Origin of the sequence: Glycomyces sambucus, from assembly GCF_900102815.1 — a bacterium.
Taxonomy (GTDB): domain Bacteria; phylum Actinomycetota; class Actinomycetes; order Mycobacteriales; family Micromonosporaceae; genus Glycomyces; species Glycomyces sambucus.
The window spans coordinates 892,520-912,973 of the sequence record NZ_FNGF01000002.1; the positions used below are offsets into that span (position 1 = coordinate 892,520).

Below are 20,454 nucleotides of genomic sequence, written 5' to 3' on the forward strand. Positions count from 1 at the left end.
CACATGATCTACCACGGCATCAGGTTCAGCCTCAAACCCGGACTGTCGCAAGAGGACGTCGACGCCGGACTCGAACGCATGCGCGTCGCCTCCGGCAAGATCACCGCGATCAAGTCGTGGGTGGTGGGCCGCGACTTCGGCGGCGAGTACGAGTACGGCGCGGTCTCGCAGATCGAGGACCTCGCCGCGTACGAGGAGCTGATGAACCACCCCGAGCACAACGAGATCGACCGCAGCGGCCTGCCGCTCATCGACAAGTTCGCCTCGTTCGACATCACCGACGACCCCGACCCCGAACTGGGCGCCAAGATCGCCGAGATCCACCGGCGCCGCTTCGAGAACTCCCCCGACATCGCCGGACTCGTGGCGGGCCTCGGCGACTACAGCGGCAGCGCCGCCCCCGGCAGGCACGGGGAGTGAATCCGCGCGGGGAGCGGCGCGCGCCGCTCCCCGCCCCTCCGCCCGATCGACCTCACCCCTGGAGCGCACCCCCATGAGCGAACTCTTCGACGCCGACGCCATCGTGGTCGGCAGCGGCTTCGGCGGCGCCGTCGCCGCCGCCCGCCTCGCGCAGGCCGGCTTCACCGTCATCGTGCTCGAACGCGGCCGCCGCTGGCGGTCGGGCACCTTCCCGCGCCGGCCCGACCTCGAGGACGGGTGGCTGTGGGACGTCGACCGCGGCCTCTACGACATCCGCTGGCTCGGCACGATGGCCAGTGTCCAGGCCGCCGGGTGGGGCGGCGGATCGCTCGCCTACGCCAACGTCTTCGCCCGGCCCTTCGCCGGCGCGATGGACGACCGCTGGCCCGTCGGCCTGCACCGCGACCGGCTCGACCCGTACTACGACCTCGCCGCGCACATGCTGGAGGCCGGGCCCGTCCAAGGCGACCCGGGCACCGGGCGGCTCCCGGCGCGCACCGAGCTCGTGGAGGGCATGGTGCGCGGCATGGCGATGGCCGAGGCCACCGTGCGGCCCAACCTCGCCGTCACCTTCGGCGACCCGGACGCCTGGCGCCCCAACCGGCACGGCGTGCCCCAGCGCGGCTGCGCGTTCACCGGCGAGTGCGTCATCGGCTGCAACCGGGACGCGAAGAACTCCCTGGACCGCAACTACCTCGCGGTGGCCGAACGCGAGGGCGCCCGCGCCGTCACCGGCGCCGAGGTCCGGCGCATCGAGCCGCGGGACGGCGGGTACGCGGTGACCACCGCGACCCCCGGCGATCCGAAAGCGCCCCTGCGGGAATGGACCGCGCCCCGCGTGGTGCTCGCGGCCGGCGCGGTGGCGACCAACGAGCTGCTGCTGCGCGCCCGCGACGTCCACGGCACCCTGCCCGGGGTCTCGCCGCTGCTCGGCACCGGGTTCTCCGGCAACGGCGACTTCCTCACCCTCGCCGAGCTGCGCGAGGGCGGCCAGGACATGGCGACCGGACCGACGATCACCACGAGCACCGTTCTCGACGTGCCCGAGGGGAGGCGGTCGGTCTGGTACCAGGTGCAGGACGGCGCGATCCCGCCGCAGGTGACCGCGATGCTCGACGCCGTGCTGCCCGGGCGGCGGCTGCGCGAGCGCCGCCGCAGGCGCCGGCCCGCGGACCCGGGCCGGACGTTCGCCGTGCTCGGCATGGGCCGCGACTCCGCCGACGGCGTACTCTCCCTGGACGACCGGGGCCGCGCGGCCCTGGCGTGGCGCAACCGGTGGCAGGCAGAGCTGTACCGGTCCCAGCTCCGCCTGAGCCCGCTCCTGGGGCGGCTGCTGAATGCGCGCCTGTACCAGCCGGTGACCTGGTCGCTGCTGCGGCGCACCGTCACCGTGCACCCCCTCGGCGGGGTCCGGCCGGGCCCTGACGCGGCCACCGGCGTCGTCGACGACGCGGGCGAGGTCCACGGGCACCCCGGGCTGTACGTGATGGACGGATCGGTGCTCCCGGCGGCGACCGGCGTCAATCCCTCGGCCACGATCCTCGCCGTCGCGGAGCGCTCGATCGAGGCGGTGATCCGCCGCGCCGGGCGCGACGGGTGGCGCGCCCCCGAATGGGCGGACGTGGAGCCCGCGACCGTCCCCGAGGACGCGGCGTTCGCCTACATGGCCGAACGGCACGCGACGACGAGCGGCGACGGCGTGGTCTTCCGCGAGCGCATGGCCACGCCCCGGCGGGCCCGGCGCCGGACGGTGCTGTCGCTGACGGCCGAGATCCCGAGCATGGACCGGTTCCTCGCCGACCCGTTGCACGCCTTGCGGATGCGAGGCACGATCGAGGTCGCGGGGCTCGCGTCGGCGACCGCGATCGAGGGCTCGCTCTCGCTGTTCCCCGCGGGCCGGAACGTGGCGATGGCCTATGAGATGCGCTTCGACGACGACTCCGGGCGGCCCTGGGTCCTGACCGGCGTGAAGACCACGCGGTCGCGCCGCCCGCTCGCGCTCCTGACCGGACTGACGAGCCTCCGCACCGAGATCGCACCGGTCGGTGCCGGGCCCGAGGCGGCGCAGCGGTTCACCGTCCACATCGGTCCGATCGACCTGCTGCGCCTCGGCGCCTCGATCTCGGGCCGGGGCTTCACCCGCGCCCGCCGGATCCGCGCCGCGGCCCGGTTCGCCTCGTTCTTCGCACGTGCGGCGCTGCGGCGCAATGAACACGGCCGGAACGCGGAGGTGCCGGCCCGCGAGACGGGCGTTGTGTGACCGGTGGGCGCACCTGACCGCTGTTCCTCTCGCAGCGCTGCCCCTGCCGCCACACTGTCCTTTTCACCACGCTGCCCCTGCCGTCGCGATGACCGACGCCCTAATGGGAGCGATTCCCGATCTGCCTAGAATCGGCGGATGATCCCTTTGCGACGTTTCCTCATGCGGGCCTCGGCGACCGGCGCGCTCCTGGTGGTGCTGGCCGCGTCCGGCTGCGGGTCCGAAGCGGAGCCGGACGCTGAGCTATCGGCGTCCGACGCTGCGGCGGCGGCCTCCACCAGCGGGGCCGCCACGCCGTCCGAGCGGCCCTCGCCCGAGGCCGAGACCGAGGCCGAGGAGCAGGACGAGGCGGCGGACTCGGATGCGGGCGGTGGCGCCTGCGACGACGGCGACTGCGAGACGTCCTTCTCCGGTTCGGTCGCGTTCCCCCTGGGCGGGGAAGGGCAGTGGACGGTGGAGGCCGTCGTGCAGGACGGCGGGGTCCAGATCAGCCTGACGAACCCCGACGGCTTGGGCGGTGGCGGCGGCTTCCTCGACCACCCGTCGTGCGCCCTGCTGTTCCGGTCCGACGGCAGCGGGAGCCTCACCTGCGACGAGGAGCCGGAGGCGCCCGATTCCGGGGGCATCATGGTGGAGCTGGTGGCGCACGACGGCGACGACGCGACCGTCGGGGCGACGCTCGGCTGACGCATTCGCCGGCCCACCTGGCGGCGGCCGGACCTCATGTTCACGCTCCGGCCGCCGGACGGGCTCCGCTCGGTGTCCGTCCGATCCGGTTGCGGGACAACAGGAGTCCGACGAGGGCCGCGACGACGCCCGCCAGGCCCGCCGCCGCGAAGCCGCCGGCCGGGACCGTCAGGTCGATCGCGAGGCCCGCGAGCGGCGCCCCCAGCGCGATGCCCGCGCTCTGCGCCGACGCCTGGAGCCCGGTCGCCTCGCCCCGGACGGAGGCGGGCGCGAGCATGCTCACCGCGTCGGCCACCGTGGCGAGGGTCGGGGCGGTGAGGAGCCCGGCGACGACGGCGGCGAGGCAGAGCCAGCGCCAGTCCGGCGCGAGCCCGAGGGGCATCGTCGCGAGCCCGAGCAGGGCGAGCAGCAGCCAGGTCGGCATCGGCCGGGTCATGGCGCCGTAGACGAGTCCGCCGATGACCGAGGTGATGCCGAGGACGGCCACGACCGCGGCGGCGCGGGACACCTGGCCGGTCGCTTCGAGTGCGGCGATGATCGCGAGGTCGATGCCGCCGAGGAGCGTCGTGGTGCCGACGGCCATCGTCAGCACCGCGATCATGCGCGAGTCGAGCCACGCCCGGCGCGGGGGCCGCGGGCCGGCGTGGGCCTCCGCCTCGTCGGCGGTGCGCAGGGGCGGGTTCAGCAGGCCGATCAGGGCGCCGCCGGCCACGATCGCGGCCCCGACGCCCCAGGCGACCGGGCCGGGAGAGGTGGACGCCGCCAGGAGGATCACCACGGCGGGACCGATGAGGTAGGTCAGTTCGCCTTGCACCGCTTCGAGTGCGAACGCCGCCCGGCGCTGCTCCGGGGTCGTCATCGCGGCGATCGCCTGCCGGGTCACCGACTGGACCGGGACCATGAGCAGGCCGGCGGCGAGCGCGGTGGGGAGGAGCACGCCGTAGTCCATGAACGGCACGCTCGTCCAGAACAGCACCTGTGCGGTGACCGTGCCCAGCAGCACCGTCCGCAGTCCGCGCCGGTCGATCAGGCGGCCGAGCAGCGGACCGCTCACGGCGATCCCGGCGGTGAGCGCCGCCGCCACCGCTCCCGCGGCGGCGTAGCTCAGGTCGAGTGCGAGCACGACGAACATGACCAGCGCGGTCGTGTTGGCGGTGATGGCGGTGCGGGCCAGCAGCGAAGCGCTCATGAGGGCTGCCATCCCCGGGATCGCGAGCACGGCTCGGTATCGGGTCACCGGGCGATGCTAGATCACCCGGGCGGCCCGCCCGGCGGGCGACTCGGCGGTGCGGGCGTCAGTCCGCGCGGTGGTCGCGCGCAGCGGTGGCCGCGAGCCGGAGGGCGGCTTCCAGTGCGGTCTCCGGATCAGTGTGGACATCGGGGCGGACGCCGACGCCCTCCCAGTTGGTGCCGGTACGCGGATCGATCGGGGCGCCGATGGGGACGACGATCCAGAAGCCGTCGCCGGCGGGGAACGGCGCGCCCGGGTTGGCGGCGCCGACGGTGGTGGCGCCGACGACGGTGGCGCGCCCGAAGCTCTGGAGCGCGTACGCGAAACTCTCTGCGGCCGAAGCGGTCCGGTCGCCGACCACGACGAACACCGGCATGTCGGCGAGCGCGGCGAGTTCGGGGACGGGGCGGGTGCGCGAGTGCTCGTCGGGGTCGGTGCGCGAGATGAACGTCAGGATCGGCGCGGGCTCGGGTCCGAGCAGGGGGCCGGCGAGCACTTCGACCATGGTCGGCCAGCCGCCCGGGTTCGCGCGCAAGTCGAACACGACGGCGTCGCACTCGTTCAGCCGCTTCAGGCAGTCGCGGGCCTCGGCGGCGGCGCGGGGGTCGTCGCCGTCCTCGAAGAGGTCGGCGGTGACGACGCCGACGCGGCCTTCTCTGCGGAAGTCGAGATGGGAGGCGGTGTCCGGCTTCTCGGTGTCGGGCTTGGGGGCGGGCCAGGGGCGGCCCCAGGTGACTTTGAAGTGGCCGTCGTGGCGGCGCAGGGCGATGGTGAGGGCCGCGGCGAGGGCTTCGGTGCCGGTCCCGTCCTCGGAGACGGGGTGCCGCCGGATCTCCTCGGCGTAGGTGGCGGCCCGCTCGGCGAACACGTAGTGGCGTTCGACGAGGTCGGCGAGGGCGATGAGGGCGTCGCCCTGGTCGGTGGCGCTGAGCCAGCGCCCGGGCGGGTGCTCCTCGTCGGCGGGGAGGAAGGGCCGGTCGCGGACGAGGTCGAGCGCGGTGGCGAGGGTGGCTCCGAGGTCGATGCCGAGGTCGGCGTCGAGCGCCGCGGCGGCGGCGTCGGTGCGGGCCCATTGGGCCTCGATGAGGGGGAGCTGGCGGCGGGCGAGGTCGGAGAGGCGGACGCGCCGTTCGCGGCCGTCGGTGCCGGGGGCGTCCTCGACGAAGCCGGTCTTGCGCATCTGGGCGACGGTCTGGCTCGCGGCGGAGTGGGTGCCGCCGGTGGCGGCGGCGATCTGCCTGACCGACAGGGACTCGGCGGCCATGAGCGCGCGCGTGACGGGGGTGAACGCGGCGCGGTAGTCGAGGCCGAGGTCGGCGTACGCCTGGTCGACGGCGCGGTCGAGGTGTCCGACGAGCTGGCGCAGGCGCGTGCCGAGGCCGACGCGGACCGGTTCATGAGCTGTCACGAGATGAATTATAACAGCACTGTCATATCGGTCGCGATATCGCGCTGGAACCGGTATCGAGACAGGTCAGCACGGTCGCGGGACCGGGTCGGCGAGGCGGTCGCGTCACTCGGCCCGTCCGCGGCGGTCGCCGAGGCGGCAGCGGAGCTCCAGAGCCCGGTCGCGCGATTCGGAGGTACGGGTTCGGTACGGGTTTCGGTGCCAGGTCGGCTCAAGGCGGGTTCCCTAGCATCGTGGCAGTCCGATGCGCCGGCCCCGGCAGGGGCCCGCGGACCGGTCGGACCCCATCCTCCGAAGGAGCCCCCATGACCGCGCACGACACACCGAACCTGTCCCGCCGCCGCCTGCTGCGGGCGGCCGCCATCGTCCCCGCCGTCGCCCTTCCGGCGGTCGCGGTCGCGAGTCCCGCGCAGGCCGCGTACCTGGGCAACATCGTCCGCGCCGACGTACTGGAGCGGGCCCAGAACTGGTACAACCGCAACATCCAGTACAACGGCGGCAGCCGGGCGACCGACATCGACGGGAGCCACACCTACCGCCAGGACTGCTCCGGGTTCGTCTCGATGTGCTGGCACAGCGCCACCCCGGGGCACAGCACCCGCACCCTGCCCGACCTGTGCACCCGGATCAACTGGGGCCAGCTCAAGACCGGCGACATCGTCAACTCCTACGACAACCACTGCATGCTCTTCCACAAGTGGGCCGCCGAGTCGGGGCACATCTGGATCTACGACCTGGCCGACCCCTCGTCCGACATGCGGCACGTGAAGGTCGCGACCGCATCGCTGCGCAACCAGGGGTACATCCCGTGGCGCTACGACAGGATCCGCGACAACTAGCCCCCGACCGGGCCGGTGCGCAGGTCCCGGCGCACCGGTCCGGCGCCGTCGAGGTCCCGGCGCCCCGCCGGGAGCTGGCGGACCATGTCGGGCCGCAAGGGCTTGGAGGCGTCCTCGCGGGTGAGGACGGCGCGGTGCGCTTCGCGGAGCCGTTCGCCGGGGCCGATGCCGAGCTGGTCGCGCAGGACGGCGCGGACGCGGTCGTACGCGGCGAGCGCCTCGGTCCGGCGGCCCGCGGCGGCGAGGGTCGCGACCAGGTCGGCTTGGAGCGGTTCGTGCAGCTCCAGGCGCTGCGCGAGCCCGCGCAGGCGCGGCAGGACCTGCTCGCAGTCGGCGAGGTCGCGGGCGGTCGCGGCGTACGCGCGCAGCAGGTCCGCGTACTCCTCGGTCAGGGCGGCCGCCAGCGGGTGGTGGCGGAGTGCGTCCACATCGGGTTCGCCGCGCCAGAGCGCGGCCGCCGCGGCGTAGTCCTGAAGGGCGCGTTCGGGATCGGTTTCGGCGCGGCCCGCCGCGGCGAGGCGGCGGAAGCGCAGGAGGTCGAGGCGTTCGGGGCCGGCGACCAGGCGGTAGCCGCCGAGGGCGGCCTCGATCGCGCACTCGGGGGGCGCGGCCGGGCGGACGAGCCGCCGCAGGCGCGCCATGTACGTGTACAGCAGGTCGACGGCCGTGGGCGGGCGCCGTTCACCCCACAGGAGGTCCATGAGCTCTTCGCGGCCCACGACCTCGTTGGCGCTCAACGCGAGTCGCAGCAGCAGGGTCCGGGCCTTCTCCGCGCCGAACGGCACCGCGGCGCCGTCGCGCCACACCGTCAGCGGCCCGAGGACCCCGATGACGTGCTGCGGCGCGGTGCCGGTCCGCGATTCGCGCGGCGCGGCCTCGGGGGCCGCCGGGGCCGGGCCGAACATCGCCAGCACGTCTTCGGGCGGCAGGCCGAGGGCGGACGCGAGCCTGCGGGCCGACTCGCGCCGCGGCCGGCCGCTGCGTCCCTGCTCCAGGTCCCGCACGGCCGCGAGGCTGACGCCCGACCGCTCCGCGAGTTCGCGCTGCGTCAGCCCGGCGCGCTCGCGGTGGCGGCGCACGAGCGCGCCGGACGTCCTCCCTGTTCGATGCCCCTCGGCCATTGCCTCCACCGCCCTCGTCGGTCCGCCGTCGTTGGGACCATTCCAGCGGGCGCCGCCGGGACCTGCAAGGCGGTTCACCGGCGGTGCACAGGCGGGAACGGTCCAGACTGGAGGCCGAGGTCCGCCGGTGGCTCCGCGGCTGCGAGATCCACCGGCCCCGCGGCCGACCTCACCTGAAGCCGAACTCCTCGAAGTGGATGCGGGCGGCAGGCGCGCCCGCGTCCCGGAACCCACGTTCGAGCGCGCGGATCATCGGGACCGGACCGCACAGGTAGACCTCGGTGCTCGCCGGGTCGACGCGGGCGCGGGCGACGATACGAGGCACCGTGAGGCTGCCGGCCTCGGAGGAGACGTGCAGGTGGGGGCGCAGCCGGGGGTGGCGGCGGGCGACGGCGACGATCTCGTCCCAGAACAGGGCGTCGGCGCGGTCGCGGACGGTGTAGAAGAAGTCGATGCGGTGCCCGGGGTCCTCGGTGAGGTCGCGGCACCAGCTCAGGAACGGGGTGACGCCGATGCCGCCGGCGACCCAGACCTGGTCGGGTCCGCCGCGGCGGTAGTCCATCATCCCGTAGGCGCCCTCGACGACGGCCTTCACTCCGGGCCCGAGGCGGTCGGGCAGGCGCCGGGTGAAGTCGCCGGCCGCCTTGACCGTCAGCCGCAGGTGCGGGTCGTGCGCGGCGCTGGAGACGGTGAACGGGTGCGGCTCGCGCAGTCCGCGGCGGCGGAACGAGGCGAACACGAACTGGCCGGAGTGGAACTCCAGGGGCCTGCCGCGGCGGAGGGCGAGGCCGATCTCGACGGTGGCGTCGTTGAGCCGCCGGACCGCGGTCACCGTGTAGGCGCGGCGGGGGCGGACGAGGCGGGCGAGCAGCAGCGAGTACAGGAACGCGCCGATGCCGGTCACGAAGGCGGCCATGGTGATCGCGAACGGGACGGGCATGGCGTGGACGACGGCGTCGACCAGCAGCATGTGCGCCAGCGCCATGATGAGGAAGATGCCGACGAAGCGGTGGAGGATCCGCCAGCGCCCGTAGCCGATGGTGATGACGCGGCGCAGCACGGGGAGGCGCGGTCCGAGCGCGAGGGCGACCATCACCGTGATCCCGGCGAAGGCGAGGAGGCCGGAGGGGACGCCGCCGGGCGAGGTGAGCCGCCACGGGGTGGTGGCCGCGTGGGCGGCGAGGAGCGCGAATCCGAGGGTCGCGGTCTCGCGGTGGGCGCGGTACATCTTGTCGAGGCCGCCGAACCAGGGCTCCAGCCATCGCGCGCGGGTGCTCAGCAGCGTCGCGGTCGCGAACAGGACCACGGCCGTGGCGCCCAGGTACTCCCCCGCGAGCTGCCGGAGCAGGTCGCTGCGGCCGTCGGCGGCCGCGGGCGCCGAGAGCACCCATGCGGCGGTGTGCACGGCGAGCAGTCCGGCGACGAGTCGCCGCCCGATCGGGTGAGGGGATCTGCTCGCTCTGGTCTGGTCGTTCTGCGCTGTCGGCTGGGGCATGTGCCGGTTCCCCTCTCCGGAGCCCCTGAGGGGTGCGGCCCGCGGGGCCGGGGCGGGGCTCGTCGAACCGACATTATATAAGCGCGATCTTATATACGAGTCGGGGACCCGGCCCGCACGACCGGTGTGACGGAACGGGGGTCCTGCGGCGCCGCGTGCATCCGCCGGTCTCCCGCCGGTGTCGCGCCTGGTCATCGAATACGCCCGCTGGGATGGTGAATGCAGAGGTCATCGGGCTTCCGGTCCCGACGCGGGCACGCCGCGGCGCGGCGTTCGATCCGTCCGGCGCCGGACGGCCGGTGCCCGATGCGCCTCCACCTCACCCAGCTCAAAGGAGAGACAGATGACGATCAGATCGAGACTGCTCGCGTCACTCGGCGTGGCGCTTGCAATGATCCTGGCGGCCGGATTCGGCGTCGCCGCGCCCGCGGCGGCCGACTCGGACGGCGCTCCCGCAGCCGCCGCCGACGCCGGGCTCGGTGCGCTGCTCGACGTCACGTACGAGTCGCAGCCCGACGGCTACATCCAGGTCGCCGAGTACGAGAACGCCACCGAGGTCACCGCGGTCGCCGCCGCCTGCACGGTGACGGCGCGCGCGTACAAGCCCACGAAGTCCGGAGGGTACGTCCGCGGCGAAGGCTACTTCAAGCTGGCGGGCTGCGGCACCAGCCCGTTCAAGATCACCTTCAGCCTCGAGATGTACGTCGGCGGCTACTGGCTGGAGGTGGCCACGTACGACTACACGGTGAAGCCCCCGGCCAGCGGCTACCCCCGCGTCGCCGCGACCTGCAAGCGCGGGTCGTACAGCACCGAGCTGCTGGTCCAGCGCGGCAGCACCGAGAAGTACGTGACCGGCGACGTCCTGAGCGTGACGTCGTGCTGACCGAGAACGGAACGAGGAGCACGATGACACTGCGGCGACTGATCGCCAAGATTGCGATCGCTTTGATGGTCTTCGGGGCGGGATCGGCCGCGGCGGTCATTCCGGCGTCGTCCGCACCGGCCGCGGAGGCCGCGGGCTGCACCGTCACCACCAGCATCAGCGGCCCGAACAAGGTCGGGTCGAACGTCAACGGCGTCCTGCGCATCACGGTGTCCGGATGCGCGGGCCGGTACTGGACGGAGTACAGCTACCTCAACGGGCCCTCGAACGACGGGCGCACGGTCACCTACAAGGGCAACCGCAGCTACTCGGTGCTCCTGAGCGCGCCGTGCCGGAACGGGACCTACCGGCTCATCCTGCAGATCATCGGCTCCGGGTTCGACTCGTACGACGAGCAGGCGAAGACCATCCGCTGCTGATCCCGGGCACCACGCCAGTGGGGCGGGCCGCCGGTCGGCGACCCGCCCTTCGGGGTCAGTAGCCGTAAGTGCTGGCGGGGATCTCGGGCCGGGTCTCCGGACGCGCCCAGAAGATGATGCCCGCGCTGGTGTTCCCGGTCTGGTCGTAGAAGCGGTAGCTCTTCCAGGCGCTGGTCGTGGCGACCGCGACGGTCCCCTGGAACGAGCCGTCCACGTACGCCACCTGGGCCGCGTAGCCGTCCTCGCGGGTGTCGCGGACCTGTCCGTTGTAGATGCCGTCGCCGTCGCAGGTGCCGGACGCCTGCCGCTCCTCGGCGATGGTGACGCCGTTGTAGCGGACCTGCATCGTGCTGCCGTTGCCCTGTCCCAGGCAGCGGGCGTCGGCCGGGGCCCCGGCCACGACGACGGCGGTCAGGGCGCCGGCGAGGACGGCGAGCGCGCCGGTCGCGGCTCGTTTCATTGCGGATCTCATATTGTTGTCTCCCTTTCGGATCGGGTTCGGTGGGGGAAAGCGCTGCGCGGCCGTCTCAGGCCGCGGTGAGTTCGGCCAGGTGCTCGTTGTAGACCTCCAGGTAGACCGCGTCGGGGTCGTGCCCTTCGGCGGCGCACCGGCGGTCGGCGTCCGCGACGGCGAGTTCGCGCTCTTGCAGCTCGGCGAGTGCGGCGAGCTGTTCGGCGTCGAGCACGTCCGCGGCGCGGAGGTCGTTCCAGTCGCGTCCGGCGTCGACGAGGGCTTGGCCCTGGGCGGCGAAGGCGTCCGCGAACGGCACCGCGGCCTCCTGGAGCGGCAGTCCCATCTCGTCGCGGCCCGCGAAGTCGAATCCGAGGCCGGTCATGCAGTCCGACCAGGCGCGGGCGGCCTCGGCGAGGCGGGGGTCGGCGACGGTCGCCTCGTGCGCCTGCGCGGTGTAGTCGTGGATCGGGGAGCCGTCGGGGAGGTGCACGGTCCCGTTCTCGGGGAGGCCGAACTCCGCGTAGGACTCCTGGAGGCAGGCGAGTTCGGTGGTCCGGTAGCGGTCGCGGTCGGCCTCGGGCAGCGCCTCCATGCGGGCGCGGAACGCCTCCACCGCGTCGGCCGTGGCGATCTCGTAGGCCGGGCGGAGGTCGATGGTGGTGGTGTGCCCGAATCCGTACTCGGCCGCGAACTCGTCGGGGGTGAGCCCCAGCCATTCGACGAGGGACGGGGTCTCGGGCGGGCCGAGGTATTCGAGGTCGTCCTCGGCCATGCAGGCGGCGACGAAGTCGCTCCTGGCCGCCTCGGCCCCGGCCGGGTCGAGGTCCGCGGCGGGAGGCTGCCCGAGCTGCTCGATGATGGACGCCTCGACCGCCGTGGGTTCGCGGTCGTCAGGTCCGCTCGCGCACGCGGCCGTCGCGGTGAGCGCGGCGGCGACCGCGCCGATCGCGCAGCGCTGCAAGGTGTGTCCCATGGCCTGGAGCCCTTCGGATGCGGTGAGGAACCGACGGGTTCATCCTTCAGGGACGGGCGCGGGTTGGCGAGGCGATGCACCGGCGGAACACCGGCACCGTGCGGGGGCGGGCGACGCGGTGAAGGTCGCGGTGCATTCGATGGCGGGCTCTTGATAGCGGGGTTGTGATAGCGGAGTTTCGATGGCGGGGCGTCGCGGGGTGGCGGACATGCCGCGGCGGGCGTTCGGCTTCACGCCGAACGCCCGCCGGGAGGAGGTGCTAGATGACCTGGCCGGTCTGGGACTGGAAGGAGTCGCCGGCCGGGGTGGCCTCGGTGTAGACGGTGTCGAGGAAGCCGTCGCCGTCCGAGTCGATCATGGCGGTGTCGACGATCCCGTCGCCGTCCGAGTCGATCTCGATCTCGTCGACCAGGCCGTCGCCGTCGTAGTCGGTGGCCACGACGTCGGCGTAGCCGTCGCCGTTCGTGTCGGTGGAGACCTGGTCGATGTAGCCGTCGCCGTTCGCGTCGTAGGAGACCTGGTCGACGATGCCGTCGCCGTCGGTGTCCGAGGAGTACGTGTCGACGATGCCGTCCCCGTCGGTGTCGGCGACGGCGGTCTCGAAGGTGCCGTCGCCGTCGGCGTCGATCAGGAGCTCGTCGGAGATGCCGTCGCCGTCGTAGTCGTAGGCGACCCCATCGGCCTGGCCGTCGCCGTCCGAGTCGATGTAGGTGACGCCGTCGGCGGTGATGGTGCTGTCGGCGTAGCCGTCGCCGTCGAGGTCGAAGGTCTCCTCCACGGTGACGCCGGGGACGCCGGTGCTGTAGTCGTCCTCGGCCGTGACGTCTTCGGCGGTGTCGGCCTCGTCGTAACCGGTCTCGTCGTACTCGCTCATCGTTCTCAACCTCCGGGGGGATCGTTCGGGCTGTCGGGATGAACACTACGTGCGCCACAGCAGTCCCAGAATCCCCAGACCGTGCCAGTCTTCGCGGGCGCGGTCCGGTCCGGCTGGTCGTCGGGCGGCTCGTTCTCAGGCAGGCCCCGTCGAGCGGCGGCGCCGGTCCATGCGCCTGATCGCGGGGATGCCGCCGACGATGACGAGGGCCGCGGCGAGGATCGCGACGAGCAGGACGAGGTTCGAGCCCGAGTCGCCGGAGGACCCGCTCGGTGCGGCCGACTCGCCGGTCCCGGCGGTGTCCGCGGCCTCGCCCTCGATCGCGACGCCGTCGACCGCGAGCATCTCGGGGACGGACTCGACGCTGAAGCTGAACACGGTCTCCAGCTCCTGGCCGTCGGCGAAGACCGCGGTGACGGTGACGGTGTACGCGCCGACCGCGGGGTAGCGCATCCCCTGGATGAGCACGTTCTCGCTGAAGCGGGGCGCCTCGAGTTCGAGCGGCACCCGGTCGGGGCCGGCCACGGCCACGGTGCTCGCGCCGTCGAGCGTCTCGGAGAAAGTCACGGCGATCTCGCCGGGCGCGGTGTCGAGCAGCGCGCCGTCCTCGGGCGAGCTGGCCCAGACCTCGGGTTGCGCGAACGCGGGGACAGGCGAGGCCAGGACCAGGAAGAACGCTCCCATGAGGGCGAGCGCGAGCCGCCTGGGGTAGTCGCGAAGGCCCGTTCGGCGGGCATGGTGTCTCGTTCGCATTGGTCGCTCCCTTGAGTGCCGGTCCGAGTCGACGGCCAACTGCGAGGTCAATCTACCAATAGGAGTACATCGATATCTATGGGCTCCCGGGGGAACCTGCCGACCGGGTCGTCGGAGACGGAACCGGGGCCGCACCCGCCGCGAACGGCGGGTGCGGCCCCGGTCGGGCACGGAGTTCTAGTGGGCGGTGTTGCGACCGCGGCCGGAGGCGATGGCCTCGGCGACGCCGATGAGCAGCACCGAAGCGATCACCGCCACGATGAAGCCGAGGACGTTGAGCTCCCAGATGTCACCGGTGCCCAGCAGGTTCGCGATGGTCCCCCCGATCACCGAACCGACCAGACCGAGCAGGAGCGTCGCCAGGAAACCGAGCGACTGCTTGCCGGGCTTGATCAGGCGCGCGAGCGCACCGATGACGAGTCCGGCGACGATGAAACCGATCATGTTGCGACCTCCTATGTGCTTGGGCTGAGGTGACCTCTCTGTTCCCCCCGCACCGCGTTTCACACCTCCTGGATGAAAAAGGCGGCGCGGCGGCACGGAGGGGCCGCTCGCGGCCCTAGGACACCGCAGCGTACGGCATGCGGGAGGAGGCGGCAGTCGGATCGGTCACGCGGCCGGCGGGATGCTCGCTCCGTGCGCCTGGACCACCTGCCACCGGCCGTCGTGGAACACCCAGGTGCGGGTGTAGAGCATCTCCGCCGCGAACGGTTCGCCGCCCGCGAGGCCGGCGATCCTGACGCGCGCGCGGGTCGCCCCGGTCTGCCCGAACTCGCGGGCGGCGCCCTGGAGCTGTTCCAGGCTCGTCAGCCGGAGCTGCCCGGAGGCGTGCGACTCCAGGTCCTGCGACCTGTCGTACTCGGCGCCGTCGGGGGCGACGTAGACGACGTCGGGGTGCAGCAGCGCCTCCAGTGCGGCGACGTCGCCCGCCAGTTGGGCGCGTTGCAGTGCCGCCTCGGCGGCGGCCAGTGAGTCTTCATTCGTTGTGTTCATCGCCGCCCATCATCGCACGCGGATCGCGGGCGATCACCGCGTCAGATCGATTGCGGCGCATCTCATCACCGCCGGCCGCGGCACCGCGCGGAGCCGCGGCGCGGGTCAGCGGCCGAGCCAGCCGCCGTCGACGGGGAGGACCGTACCGGAGACGTAGTCGGAGGCGGGGCCGGCGAGGAACACGGTGGCGCCGGCGAGGTCGTCGGGGCGGCCCCAGCGGGCGGCGGGGATGCGTTCGAGGATCGCGCGGTTGCGGTCGGGATCGGCCTGCAGGGCCTGGGTGTTGTCGGTGGCGATGTAGCCGGGGGCGATCGCGTTGACGTTGACGCCCTTGCCGGCCCACTCGTTGGCGAGGGCCCTGGTGAGTCCGGCGATCCCGGACTTGGCCGCGGCGTAGCCGGGGACGTTGATGCCGCCCTGGAAGCTCAGGAGGGAGGCGGTGAAGATGATCTTGCCGCCGCCGCGTGCGAGCATCGCGCCGCCGACGGCCCGGGCGAGCACGAACTGGCTGGTGAGGTCGACTTGCAGGACCTCGTTCCAGAACTCGTCGGAGTGCTCGGCGGCCGGAGCGCGGCGGATCGTCCCGGCGTTGTTGACGAGGATGTCGACCGGGAGCGCCGCGAGTTCGGCGCCGAGGGCCGCGACGGCCTCGGGATCGGCGAAGTCGGTCGCGATGGCGCGGAAGGAGCGGCCGTGGGCCTGGACGCGCAGGCCGATCTCGGAGCCCTCGGGCTCGATGGTGGCGCTGACGCCGATGACGTCGGCGCCGGCCGCGGCGAGGGCGTCGGCCATCGCGAACCCGATGCCGCGCTTGGCACCGGTGACGACGGCGAGGCGCCCGGTGAGGTCGAAGGGGTTCACTGCTGCTCCTGTCCGGCTTGGACGTCGACGAGGATCTTCATGGCCTCGCCCGAGACGAGCGAGTCGAAGGCCGACTGGATCTCGGAGAGGGGGACGGTGGCGGAGATGAGGGCGTCGGCGGGGATCTCGCCCGCGTCCAGCAGTGCCACGGCCGCATCGAAGTCCCGGCGCTCGTAGACGCGGGCGCCGAGGATGCTCAGCTCGCGCCAGAAGACGCGCTGGAGGTTGACGGGGCGGGGCTCGGGGTGGATGGCGACCACCACGAGCGTGCCGCGGACCTTGGCGTAGTCGACCGCGCCGAGCACGGCGGCCGCCGCTCCGGAGACCTCGAAGACCACGTCCGCTCCGGCGCCGCCGGTCCACCGCTCCACCTGGGCGACAGTGTCGTCGCGCGGGTCGAGGGCGGTGAAGCCGAGGCCGGCGACGGCGCTGCGGCGGCGGTCGTCGAGTTCGATCACCGTGACGTCGGCGCCCTCGGAGCGGGCGACGGACGCGATGAGGACGCCGATCGGGCCGCCGCCGATCACGACGACCTTGTCGCCCCGGGCGAGGCCGGCGCGGCGGACGTCGTGGACCGCCACGGCGGTGGGCTCGACGAGGGCGGCGTGCTTGAGGTCGAGGGTGCGCGGCAGCGGCACGAGCAGGTCGGCGTCGACGTTCCAGCGGCCCTGGAGGGCCCCGGGCGAGTCGATGCCGACGAAGTCGAGGTTGTGGCAGATGTGGCGGTTCCCGGCGCGGCAGGCCGGGCAGGTGCCGTCCCAGGCCAGCGGCATGACCGTGACCGGGTCGCCGACCGCCCACCCCTCGACCCCGTCGCCGAGAGCGGCGATCGTGCCGCTCATCTCGTGCCCGATGATCGCGGGGACGTCGACCCTGGAGTCCATGTGCCCGTGGAGGATGTGCAGGTCGGTGCCGCAGATCCCGTTGTAGGCGACGGCGATCTGGACGTGTCCCGGGCCGGGCGGGAGCGGGTCCAGCTCGGTCACCGTCATGGTGCCGTCCCCTGCGTATCTGGCAGCGAGCACGGGGCCTCCTCGGATAGGTGCGAAAAGTCGGTGCGCAGGCAGGTGCGCAAACGTTTGTTCAAGAGCATCGCACACACCCGGCGCGATGCGCAATCGCTTGCTCATGCGAATTCCGCGTCGGCGATAATCGACCGATGGCGAAACTCAGCGACGTGGCCGCGCGGGCCGGCGTCTCGGTGTCGGCGGTGTCGCGCGTGCTCTCCGGGGACCCGTCTGCCCGGCTCAGCGCGGCGACCCGCGACCGCGTCCGCAGGGCCGCCGACGAGGTCGGCTACCGGCCGAACTTCGCCGGCCGCGCCCTCAAGCTCGCCCGCACCGACGTGATCGCCCTCGTCGTCCCGGACGTGACCAATGCGCTGTTCACCGAACTCACCCGGGGGGTCGAGGACGAGGCCCTGGCGCGCGGCTGCGTCATGCTGCTCGCCCGCAGCGAGGACATGCAGCCCGGCGGCGTCATGTTCGACAAGCTCCTCGGCGAGGGGCGCGTCGACGGGATCGTGCTCCAGCCGCGCGACGGCGCCGACGCCGACGCCCTGGCGGCGGCCGTCGGGGAACGCTCGCCCCTGGTCACGATCCACCAGCGCCTCCCGGGGGCGAGCTCGGTCCTCGTCCCGGACGCGCTCGCGGCCCGGCTCGCCACCGAGCACCTGCTGGCGCTCGGGCACCGCCGCATCGGGTTCGTCGGCGGGCTCGCCTCCTCGCCGACCGCCCAGCGGCGCGCGACCGGGTTCCTCACCGCCATGGCCGGCGCCGGCGACGGCGTCGACCTGTCCCTGACCACCTGGCACGGCTACCGGGAGTCCGAGGGGCGCACCGCGCTCGCCGAACTCCTCGCCAGGCCGGTGCCGCCGACCGCGGTCGTGGTCGCGAACGTCAACGCCGCCATCGGCGCCCTCGCCGAGGCGCGGGCGCAGGGCCTCGCCGTCCCGGAGGACCTGTCGGTGGTCGCCGTCCACGACGCCTGGACCGCCGAGCACACCTGGCCGCCGCTGACCTGCGTGCGCATGCCGCTGTACGAGCTGGGCCGCACCGCCGTCGCCCTGCTGGCCGACGCCGTCGCCGGGGGTCCGGTTGCGCACACCGTGGTCGAGGATCCCGCACCCGTCCTGGTCGAACGGTCCTCGGCGGCGCCGCCAGCCGGCTAGGAGCGGTTGCCATCGGCACCGCCAGTCGCTATTGTGGGCGGTGATCAAACGTTTGCTCAACCATGGAGCCCGCGCACGCGGGGCACCGCGGTGCCGCCCGGCGCGGTCGCCGACGCGGCGCCCCGGAGTGCGCCGGGCCGCCGCGGGCGCATCGGCGCCGAACCCTGGTCGCGACCTGTCCCGATGACACGAAGGAACCCCCGCATGACCGCCATCCTCGCCGTCGAGGCGCATGACGTCCGCTTCCCGACCTCGCTCAGCATGGACGGGTCGGACGCCATGAACAAGGACGGCGACTACTCCGCCGCCTACGTCGTGCTCCGCACCGACGACCCCGACCTCGCCGGATACGGCTTCACGTTCACGATCGGGCGCGGGAACGACCTCGTCGCCGCCGCGGCGCTCCAGCGCGCCCGGCCCCTCGTCGGCAAGAGCGTCGACGCGATCGTGAACGACCTCGGCGGGCTCTACCGCGAACTCCAGTCCGACTCGCAGCTCCGGTGGCTCGGCCCCGACAAGGGCGTGGTGCACCTCGCGCTCGCCGCGGTGATGAACGCGGCCTGGGACCTCGCGGCGCGCGTCGCGCGCAAGCCCCTGTGGCGCCTGCTGGTCGACATGACGCCGGAGCAGCTCGTCGACGCCGCCGACCTGCGCTACCTCTCGGACGCGCTCACCCGCGACGAGGCGCTGGCGATCCTGCGCGCGCACGAGCCCACCCGGGCCGCGCGGATCGCCGACCTCGAGGCGCGCGGCGGCTACCCGTGCTACACCACCAGCGCCGGCTGGCTCGGCTACAGCGACGACAAGCTGCGGCGCCTCCTCCAGGAGGCGGTGGATCAGGGCTACCGGCACGTGAAACTCAAGGTGGGGGCCGACCGCGAGGAGGACCGGCGGCGGCTGCGGATCGCCCGGGAGGTCATCGGCTGGGACGCGAAGCTCATGATCGACGCCAACCAGGTGTGGGACGTGCCCGAGGCGATCGAGCGGGTGAACGAGCTCGCGGAGTTCAAGCCGCACTGGATCGAGGAGCCCACGAGCCCCGACGACGTCCTCGGGCACGCGGCGGTGCGCCGCGCCGTGGCCCCGATCGGGGTCGCCACCGGCGAGCACGGCATGAACCGGGTGCTGTTCAAGCAGTTCCTCCAGGCGGAGGCGCTGGACTTCCTCCAGCTCGACTCGGCCCGGCTGGGCAGCGTGAACGAGATCCTGGCGGTGTACCTGCTGGCCGCGAAGTTCGAGGTGCCGGTGTGCCCCCACGCGGGCGGCGTGGGCCTGTGCGAGCTCGTGCAGCACCTGTCGATCTTCGACTACGTGGCCGTCTCGGCCTCGCTGGAGGACCGGGTCACCGAGTTCGTCGACCACCTCCACGAGCACTTCACCGATCCGTGCGTCGTGGACCGGGGCGCGTACGTCCTGCCGTCGCGGCCGGGCTACTCCGCCGAGATGCGGCCGGAATCGGTGGCGGCGTACTCGTTCCCCGACGGCGGGTACTGGGCGGCGGCGCGGTAGCCGCGCGGACGCCCGGCGGCGCGGGTCCGGCCGCTCAGGCCGACTCGCGCCACAGGAGCTTCGAGCGCACCGCCCGGCGGATCGGGGGGACGCGGGCGAAGTCGACGGCGGCGAGCTCGTCGACGATGTCGAGCGTGTGCGAGGCCAGCCCGAGGCGGTCGAGGGCGATCGAGGTCAGGCGCGGGTCGACGGCCTCGCCGAGGGAGAGCCCGTCGACGCCGACGATGCGGACCCGGCCGGGCACGTCGATCCCGTGGGCGTGGGCGTGCTGGACCGCGCCGAGCGCCATGAGGTCGTTGAACATCAGGACCGCGTCGGTCTCGGGACGGTCCCGGAGCAGGCGCGCGAACGCCTGGGCGCCGCCCGCGATGGTCTCCTCGCCGACGACCGCGCCGGTGAAGCCGTCGCCGGCCGCCCGCTCGTACCAGAGGCGCCGCAGCGAGGGCGCGTACTCGCCCTGGACGGTCTGCGAGAGCGCCGAGTCGACCATGCCGAAGCGGCGCGCGCCCCGGGCCCGCAGCTCGGCGACCGCTTCGACGACGCCGGATTCGAGGTCGAGGTCGACGGAGTGGACGCCCGGCTCGGTGCTGCCCGTCTCGAGCCGTACCACCGGCAGGCCGCCGGCGGCCGCGAGGATCGCCGCGTCGGACCCGACGAAGTGGCCGACCACGACGTCGACCTGGTTCGTGAGCAGTCCGATCGCGTCCTCGGCCCGGTTCTCCTGGGACGCCAGCACCACCTGCCAGCCGCGCTCCCCCGCGACGGCCAGCATGTCGGCGGCGATCTCGGTGAAGTAGGGGTTGCGGAAGGAGGCGAGCACGAGGCCCATGGCGTGGGTCTTCTTGCGGTTCACCAGGTTGCGTGCGAAGCGGCTGGGCCGGTAGCCGAGCCGCTCGGCGGCGGCGAGGACCTTCGCGCGGGTGGCCGGGTTGATGTCGTCCATGTCGTTCATCGCGCGCGTGACGGTCTGGCGCGAGACGCCCGCGGCCGAGGCCACGTCGAGGATGGTCACCCGTTTCGCCACGTGCGCCTCCTTCGGTGCGGTCTCGCAATATTCGTGAACCTTCACGGTACCGGTCCGGGAGCCGCGGGGCAAGTCGCGGG

21 protein-coding genes are annotated in these 20,454 nt (G+C 73.3%); 8 read left to right on the plus strand and 13 right to left on the minus strand.

Translation table 11 applies throughout. From position 1 onward, the window contains the following. Nucleotides 1-3 precede the first annotated feature (3 nt). The 3 genes from BLS99_RS09330 (at nucleotide 4) to BLS99_RS09340 (ending at nucleotide 3,367) form a co-directional block, all read left to right on the plus strand. Nucleotides 4-420 (plus strand): Dabb family protein, encoded by a 417-nt coding sequence (locus BLS99_RS09330; RefSeq protein ID WP_091047353.1) that lies wholly within the window; start codon nucleotides 4-6, stop codon nucleotides 418-420. Nucleotides 421-493: 73 nt separating this feature from the next. Beyond that, nucleotides 494-2,680 carry a GMC oxidoreductase gene (locus BLS99_RS09335; RefSeq protein WP_091047357.1) on the plus strand — a complete coding sequence of 729 codons (2,187 nt, stop codon included), beginning with the start codon at nucleotides 494-496 and terminating at the stop codon, nucleotides 2,678-2,680. 138 nt (nucleotides 2,681-2,818) lie between these two features. Next, on the plus strand, nucleotides 2,819-3,367 hold the full coding sequence (locus BLS99_RS09340) for a hypothetical protein (RefSeq protein WP_091047359.1): 549 nt from the start codon (nucleotides 2,819-2,821) through the stop codon (nucleotides 3,365-3,367). A 40-nt stretch (nucleotides 3,368-3,407) separates the two neighbouring features. Here the strand turns inward: BLS99_RS09340 and BLS99_RS09345 are convergent, their stop codons facing one another. Together BLS99_RS09345 and BLS99_RS09350 are read right to left on the minus strand one after the other, a co-directional pair. Then, on the minus strand, nucleotides 3,408-4,604 hold the full coding sequence (locus BLS99_RS09345) for an MFS transporter (protein WP_245712192.1): 1,197 nt from the start codon (nucleotides 4,602-4,604) through the stop codon (nucleotides 3,408-3,410). 58 nt (nucleotides 4,605-4,662) lie between these two features. Beyond that, on the minus strand, nucleotides 4,663-6,006 hold the full coding sequence (locus tag BLS99_RS09350) for a S41 family peptidase (protein WP_091047362.1): 1,344 nt from the start codon (nucleotides 6,004-6,006) through the stop codon (nucleotides 4,663-4,665). A 305-nt stretch (nucleotides 6,007-6,311) separates the two neighbouring features. Between BLS99_RS09350 and BLS99_RS09355 the strand changes: the two genes are divergently transcribed. Next, complete coding sequence (locus BLS99_RS09355) at nucleotides 6,312-6,845, plus strand: hypothetical protein (RefSeq protein WP_091047365.1); 534 nt, start codon at nucleotides 6,312-6,314, stop codon at nucleotides 6,843-6,845. Here the strand turns inward: BLS99_RS09355 and BLS99_RS09360 are convergent. Both BLS99_RS09360 and BLS99_RS09365 read right to left on the minus strand, forming a co-directional pair. Beyond that, nucleotides 6,842-7,924 carry a BTAD domain-containing putative transcriptional regulator gene (locus BLS99_RS09360; RefSeq protein WP_176953268.1) on the minus strand — a complete coding sequence of 361 codons (1,083 nt, stop codon included), beginning with the start codon at nucleotides 7,922-7,924 and terminating at the stop codon, nucleotides 6,842-6,844. The two genes, BLS99_RS09355 and BLS99_RS09360, sit on opposite strands and share 4 nt — an antisense overlap. A gap of 211 nt (nucleotides 7,925-8,135) precedes the next feature. Then, a complete protein-coding gene (locus BLS99_RS09365; RefSeq protein WP_176953269.1) occupies nucleotides 8,136-9,461 on the minus strand; it encodes a ferredoxin reductase family protein in 1,326 nt (441 codons plus the stop codon). Between the two features lie 343 nt (nucleotides 9,462-9,804). On the opposite strand from BLS99_RS09365, the gene BLS99_RS09370 reads away from it, so the two are divergent. After that, nucleotides 9,805-10,344 (plus strand): hypothetical protein, encoded by a 540-nt coding sequence (locus tag BLS99_RS09370; protein ID WP_143034723.1) that lies wholly within the window; start codon nucleotides 9,805-9,807, stop codon nucleotides 10,342-10,344. Nucleotides 10,345-10,367: 23 nt separating this feature from the next. After that, nucleotides 10,368-10,763: a hypothetical protein gene (locus BLS99_RS09375; RefSeq protein ID WP_143034724.1), complete on the plus strand. Its 396-nt coding sequence runs from the start codon at nucleotides 10,368-10,370 to the stop codon at nucleotides 10,761-10,763. A 55-nt stretch (nucleotides 10,764-10,818) separates the two neighbouring features. Here the strand turns inward: BLS99_RS09375 and BLS99_RS09380 are convergent, their stop codons facing one another. The 8 genes from BLS99_RS09380 to BLS99_RS09415 form a co-directional block, all read right to left on the minus strand. Continuing rightward, nucleotides 10,819-11,223, minus strand: a complete 405-nt coding sequence (locus tag BLS99_RS09380) for a hypothetical protein (protein ID WP_091047384.1) — start codon at nucleotides 11,221-11,223, stop codon at nucleotides 10,819-10,821. 67 nt (nucleotides 11,224-11,290) lie between these two features. Beyond that, the gene (locus BLS99_RS09385; RefSeq protein WP_091047388.1) at nucleotides 11,291-12,190 is read right to left on the minus strand and encodes a hypothetical protein; all 900 of its coding nucleotides are present in this window, start codon (nucleotides 12,188-12,190) and stop codon (nucleotides 11,291-11,293) included. A 259-nt stretch (nucleotides 12,191-12,449) separates the two neighbouring features. Continuing rightward, nucleotides 12,450-13,064: a hypothetical protein gene (locus BLS99_RS26575; RefSeq protein WP_218126371.1), complete on the minus strand. Its 615-nt coding sequence runs from the start codon at nucleotides 13,062-13,064 to the stop codon at nucleotides 12,450-12,452. A 135-nt stretch (nucleotides 13,065-13,199) separates the two neighbouring features. Then, nucleotides 13,200-13,817 carry a copper resistance CopC family protein gene (locus BLS99_RS09395; RefSeq protein ID WP_091047391.1) on the minus strand — a complete coding sequence of 206 codons (618 nt, stop codon included), beginning with the start codon at nucleotides 13,815-13,817 and terminating at the stop codon, nucleotides 13,200-13,202. Nucleotides 13,818-13,994: 177 nt separating this feature from the next. After that, complete coding sequence (locus tag BLS99_RS09400; RefSeq protein WP_091047394.1) at nucleotides 13,995-14,261, minus strand: GlsB/YeaQ/YmgE family stress response membrane protein; 267 nt, start codon at nucleotides 14,259-14,261, stop codon at nucleotides 13,995-13,997. A 165-nt stretch (nucleotides 14,262-14,426) separates the two neighbouring features. Next, nucleotides 14,427-14,810 (minus strand): nuclear transport factor 2 family protein, encoded by a 384-nt coding sequence (locus BLS99_RS09405; RefSeq protein ID WP_091047398.1) that lies wholly within the window; start codon nucleotides 14,808-14,810, stop codon nucleotides 14,427-14,429. A gap of 105 nt (nucleotides 14,811-14,915) precedes the next feature. Further along, a complete protein-coding gene (locus BLS99_RS09410; protein WP_091047402.1) occupies nucleotides 14,916-15,671 on the minus strand; it encodes an SDR family oxidoreductase in 756 nt (251 codons plus the stop codon). Further along, complete coding sequence (locus BLS99_RS09415) at nucleotides 15,668-16,696, minus strand: zinc-dependent alcohol dehydrogenase (protein ID WP_091047407.1); 1,029 nt, start codon at nucleotides 16,694-16,696, stop codon at nucleotides 15,668-15,670. Before BLS99_RS09415 ends, BLS99_RS09410 begins: the two co-directional genes overlap by 4 nt. A 134-nt stretch (nucleotides 16,697-16,830) precedes the next feature. On the opposite strand from BLS99_RS09415, the gene BLS99_RS09420 reads away from it, so the two are divergent. Both BLS99_RS09420 and BLS99_RS09425 read left to right on the plus strand, forming a co-directional pair. Beyond that, nucleotides 16,831-17,841, plus strand: coding sequence for a LacI family DNA-binding transcriptional regulator (locus BLS99_RS09420; protein ID WP_091047411.1), 1,011 nt, complete (start codon nucleotides 16,831-16,833; stop codon nucleotides 17,839-17,841). 204 nt (nucleotides 17,842-18,045) lie between these two features. Further along, entirely contained in the window at nucleotides 18,046-19,350 is a 1,305-nt protein-coding gene (locus BLS99_RS09425; RefSeq protein WP_091047414.1) for an enolase C-terminal domain-like protein, read from the plus strand. A 34-nt stretch (nucleotides 19,351-19,384) separates the two neighbouring features. Here BLS99_RS09425 and BLS99_RS09430 read toward each other — a convergent pair whose 3' ends face one another. Further along, nucleotides 19,385-20,374 carry a LacI family DNA-binding transcriptional regulator gene (locus BLS99_RS09430; protein WP_176953270.1) on the minus strand — a complete coding sequence of 330 codons (990 nt, stop codon included), beginning with the start codon at nucleotides 20,372-20,374 and terminating at the stop codon, nucleotides 19,385-19,387. Nucleotides 20,375-20,454 lie beyond the last annotated feature (80 nt).

Bases quoted from the DNA above. Each gene is read 5' to 3' on its own strand.
- BLS99_RS09330 (WP_091047353.1), top strand. From the start codon at position 4: ATGATCTACCACGGCATCAGGTTCAGCCTCAAACCCGGACTGTCGCAA.
- BLS99_RS09335 (WP_091047357.1), top strand. From the start codon at position 494: ATGAGCGAACTCTTCGACGCCGACGCCATCGTGGTCGGCAGCGGCTTC.
- BLS99_RS09340 (WP_091047359.1), top strand. From the start codon at position 2,819: ATGATCCCTTTGCGACGTTTCCTCATGCGGGCCTCGGCGACCGGCGCG.
- BLS99_RS09355 (WP_091047365.1), top strand. From the start codon at position 6,312: ATGACCGCGCACGACACACCGAACCTGTCCCGCCGCCGCCTGCTGCGG.
- BLS99_RS09365 (WP_176953269.1), bottom strand. From the start codon at position 9,461: ATGCCCCAGCCGACAGCGCAGAACGACCAGACCAGAGCGAGCAGATCC.
- BLS99_RS09370 (WP_143034723.1), top strand. From the start codon at position 9,805: ATGACGATCAGATCGAGACTGCTCGCGTCACTCGGCGTGGCGCTTGCA.
- BLS99_RS09375 (WP_143034724.1), top strand. From the start codon at position 10,368: ATGACACTGCGGCGACTGATCGCCAAGATTGCGATCGCTTTGATGGTC.
- BLS99_RS09380 (WP_091047384.1), bottom strand. From the start codon at position 11,223: ATGAAACGAGCCGCGACCGGCGCGCTCGCCGTCCTCGCCGGCGCCCTG.
- BLS99_RS09385 (WP_091047388.1), bottom strand. From the start codon at position 12,190: ATGGGACACACCTTGCAGCGCTGCGCGATCGGCGCGGTCGCCGCCGCG.
- BLS99_RS26575 (WP_218126371.1), bottom strand. From the start codon at position 13,064: ATGAGCGAGTACGACGAGACCGGTTACGACGAGGCCGACACCGCCGAA.
- BLS99_RS09395 (WP_091047391.1), bottom strand. From the start codon at position 13,817: ATGCGAACGAGACACCATGCCCGCCGAACGGGCCTTCGCGACTACCCC.
- BLS99_RS09400 (WP_091047394.1), bottom strand. From the start codon at position 14,261: ATGATCGGTTTCATCGTCGCCGGACTCGTCATCGGTGCGCTCGCGCGC.
- BLS99_RS09405 (WP_091047398.1), bottom strand. From the start codon at position 14,810: ATGAACACAACGAATGAAGACTCACTGGCCGCCGCCGAGGCGGCACTG.
- BLS99_RS09420 (WP_091047411.1), top strand. From the start codon at position 16,831: ATGGCGAAACTCAGCGACGTGGCCGCGCGGGCCGGCGTCTCGGTGTCG.
- BLS99_RS09425 (WP_091047414.1), top strand. From the start codon at position 18,046: ATGACCGCCATCCTCGCCGTCGAGGCGCATGACGTCCGCTTCCCGACC.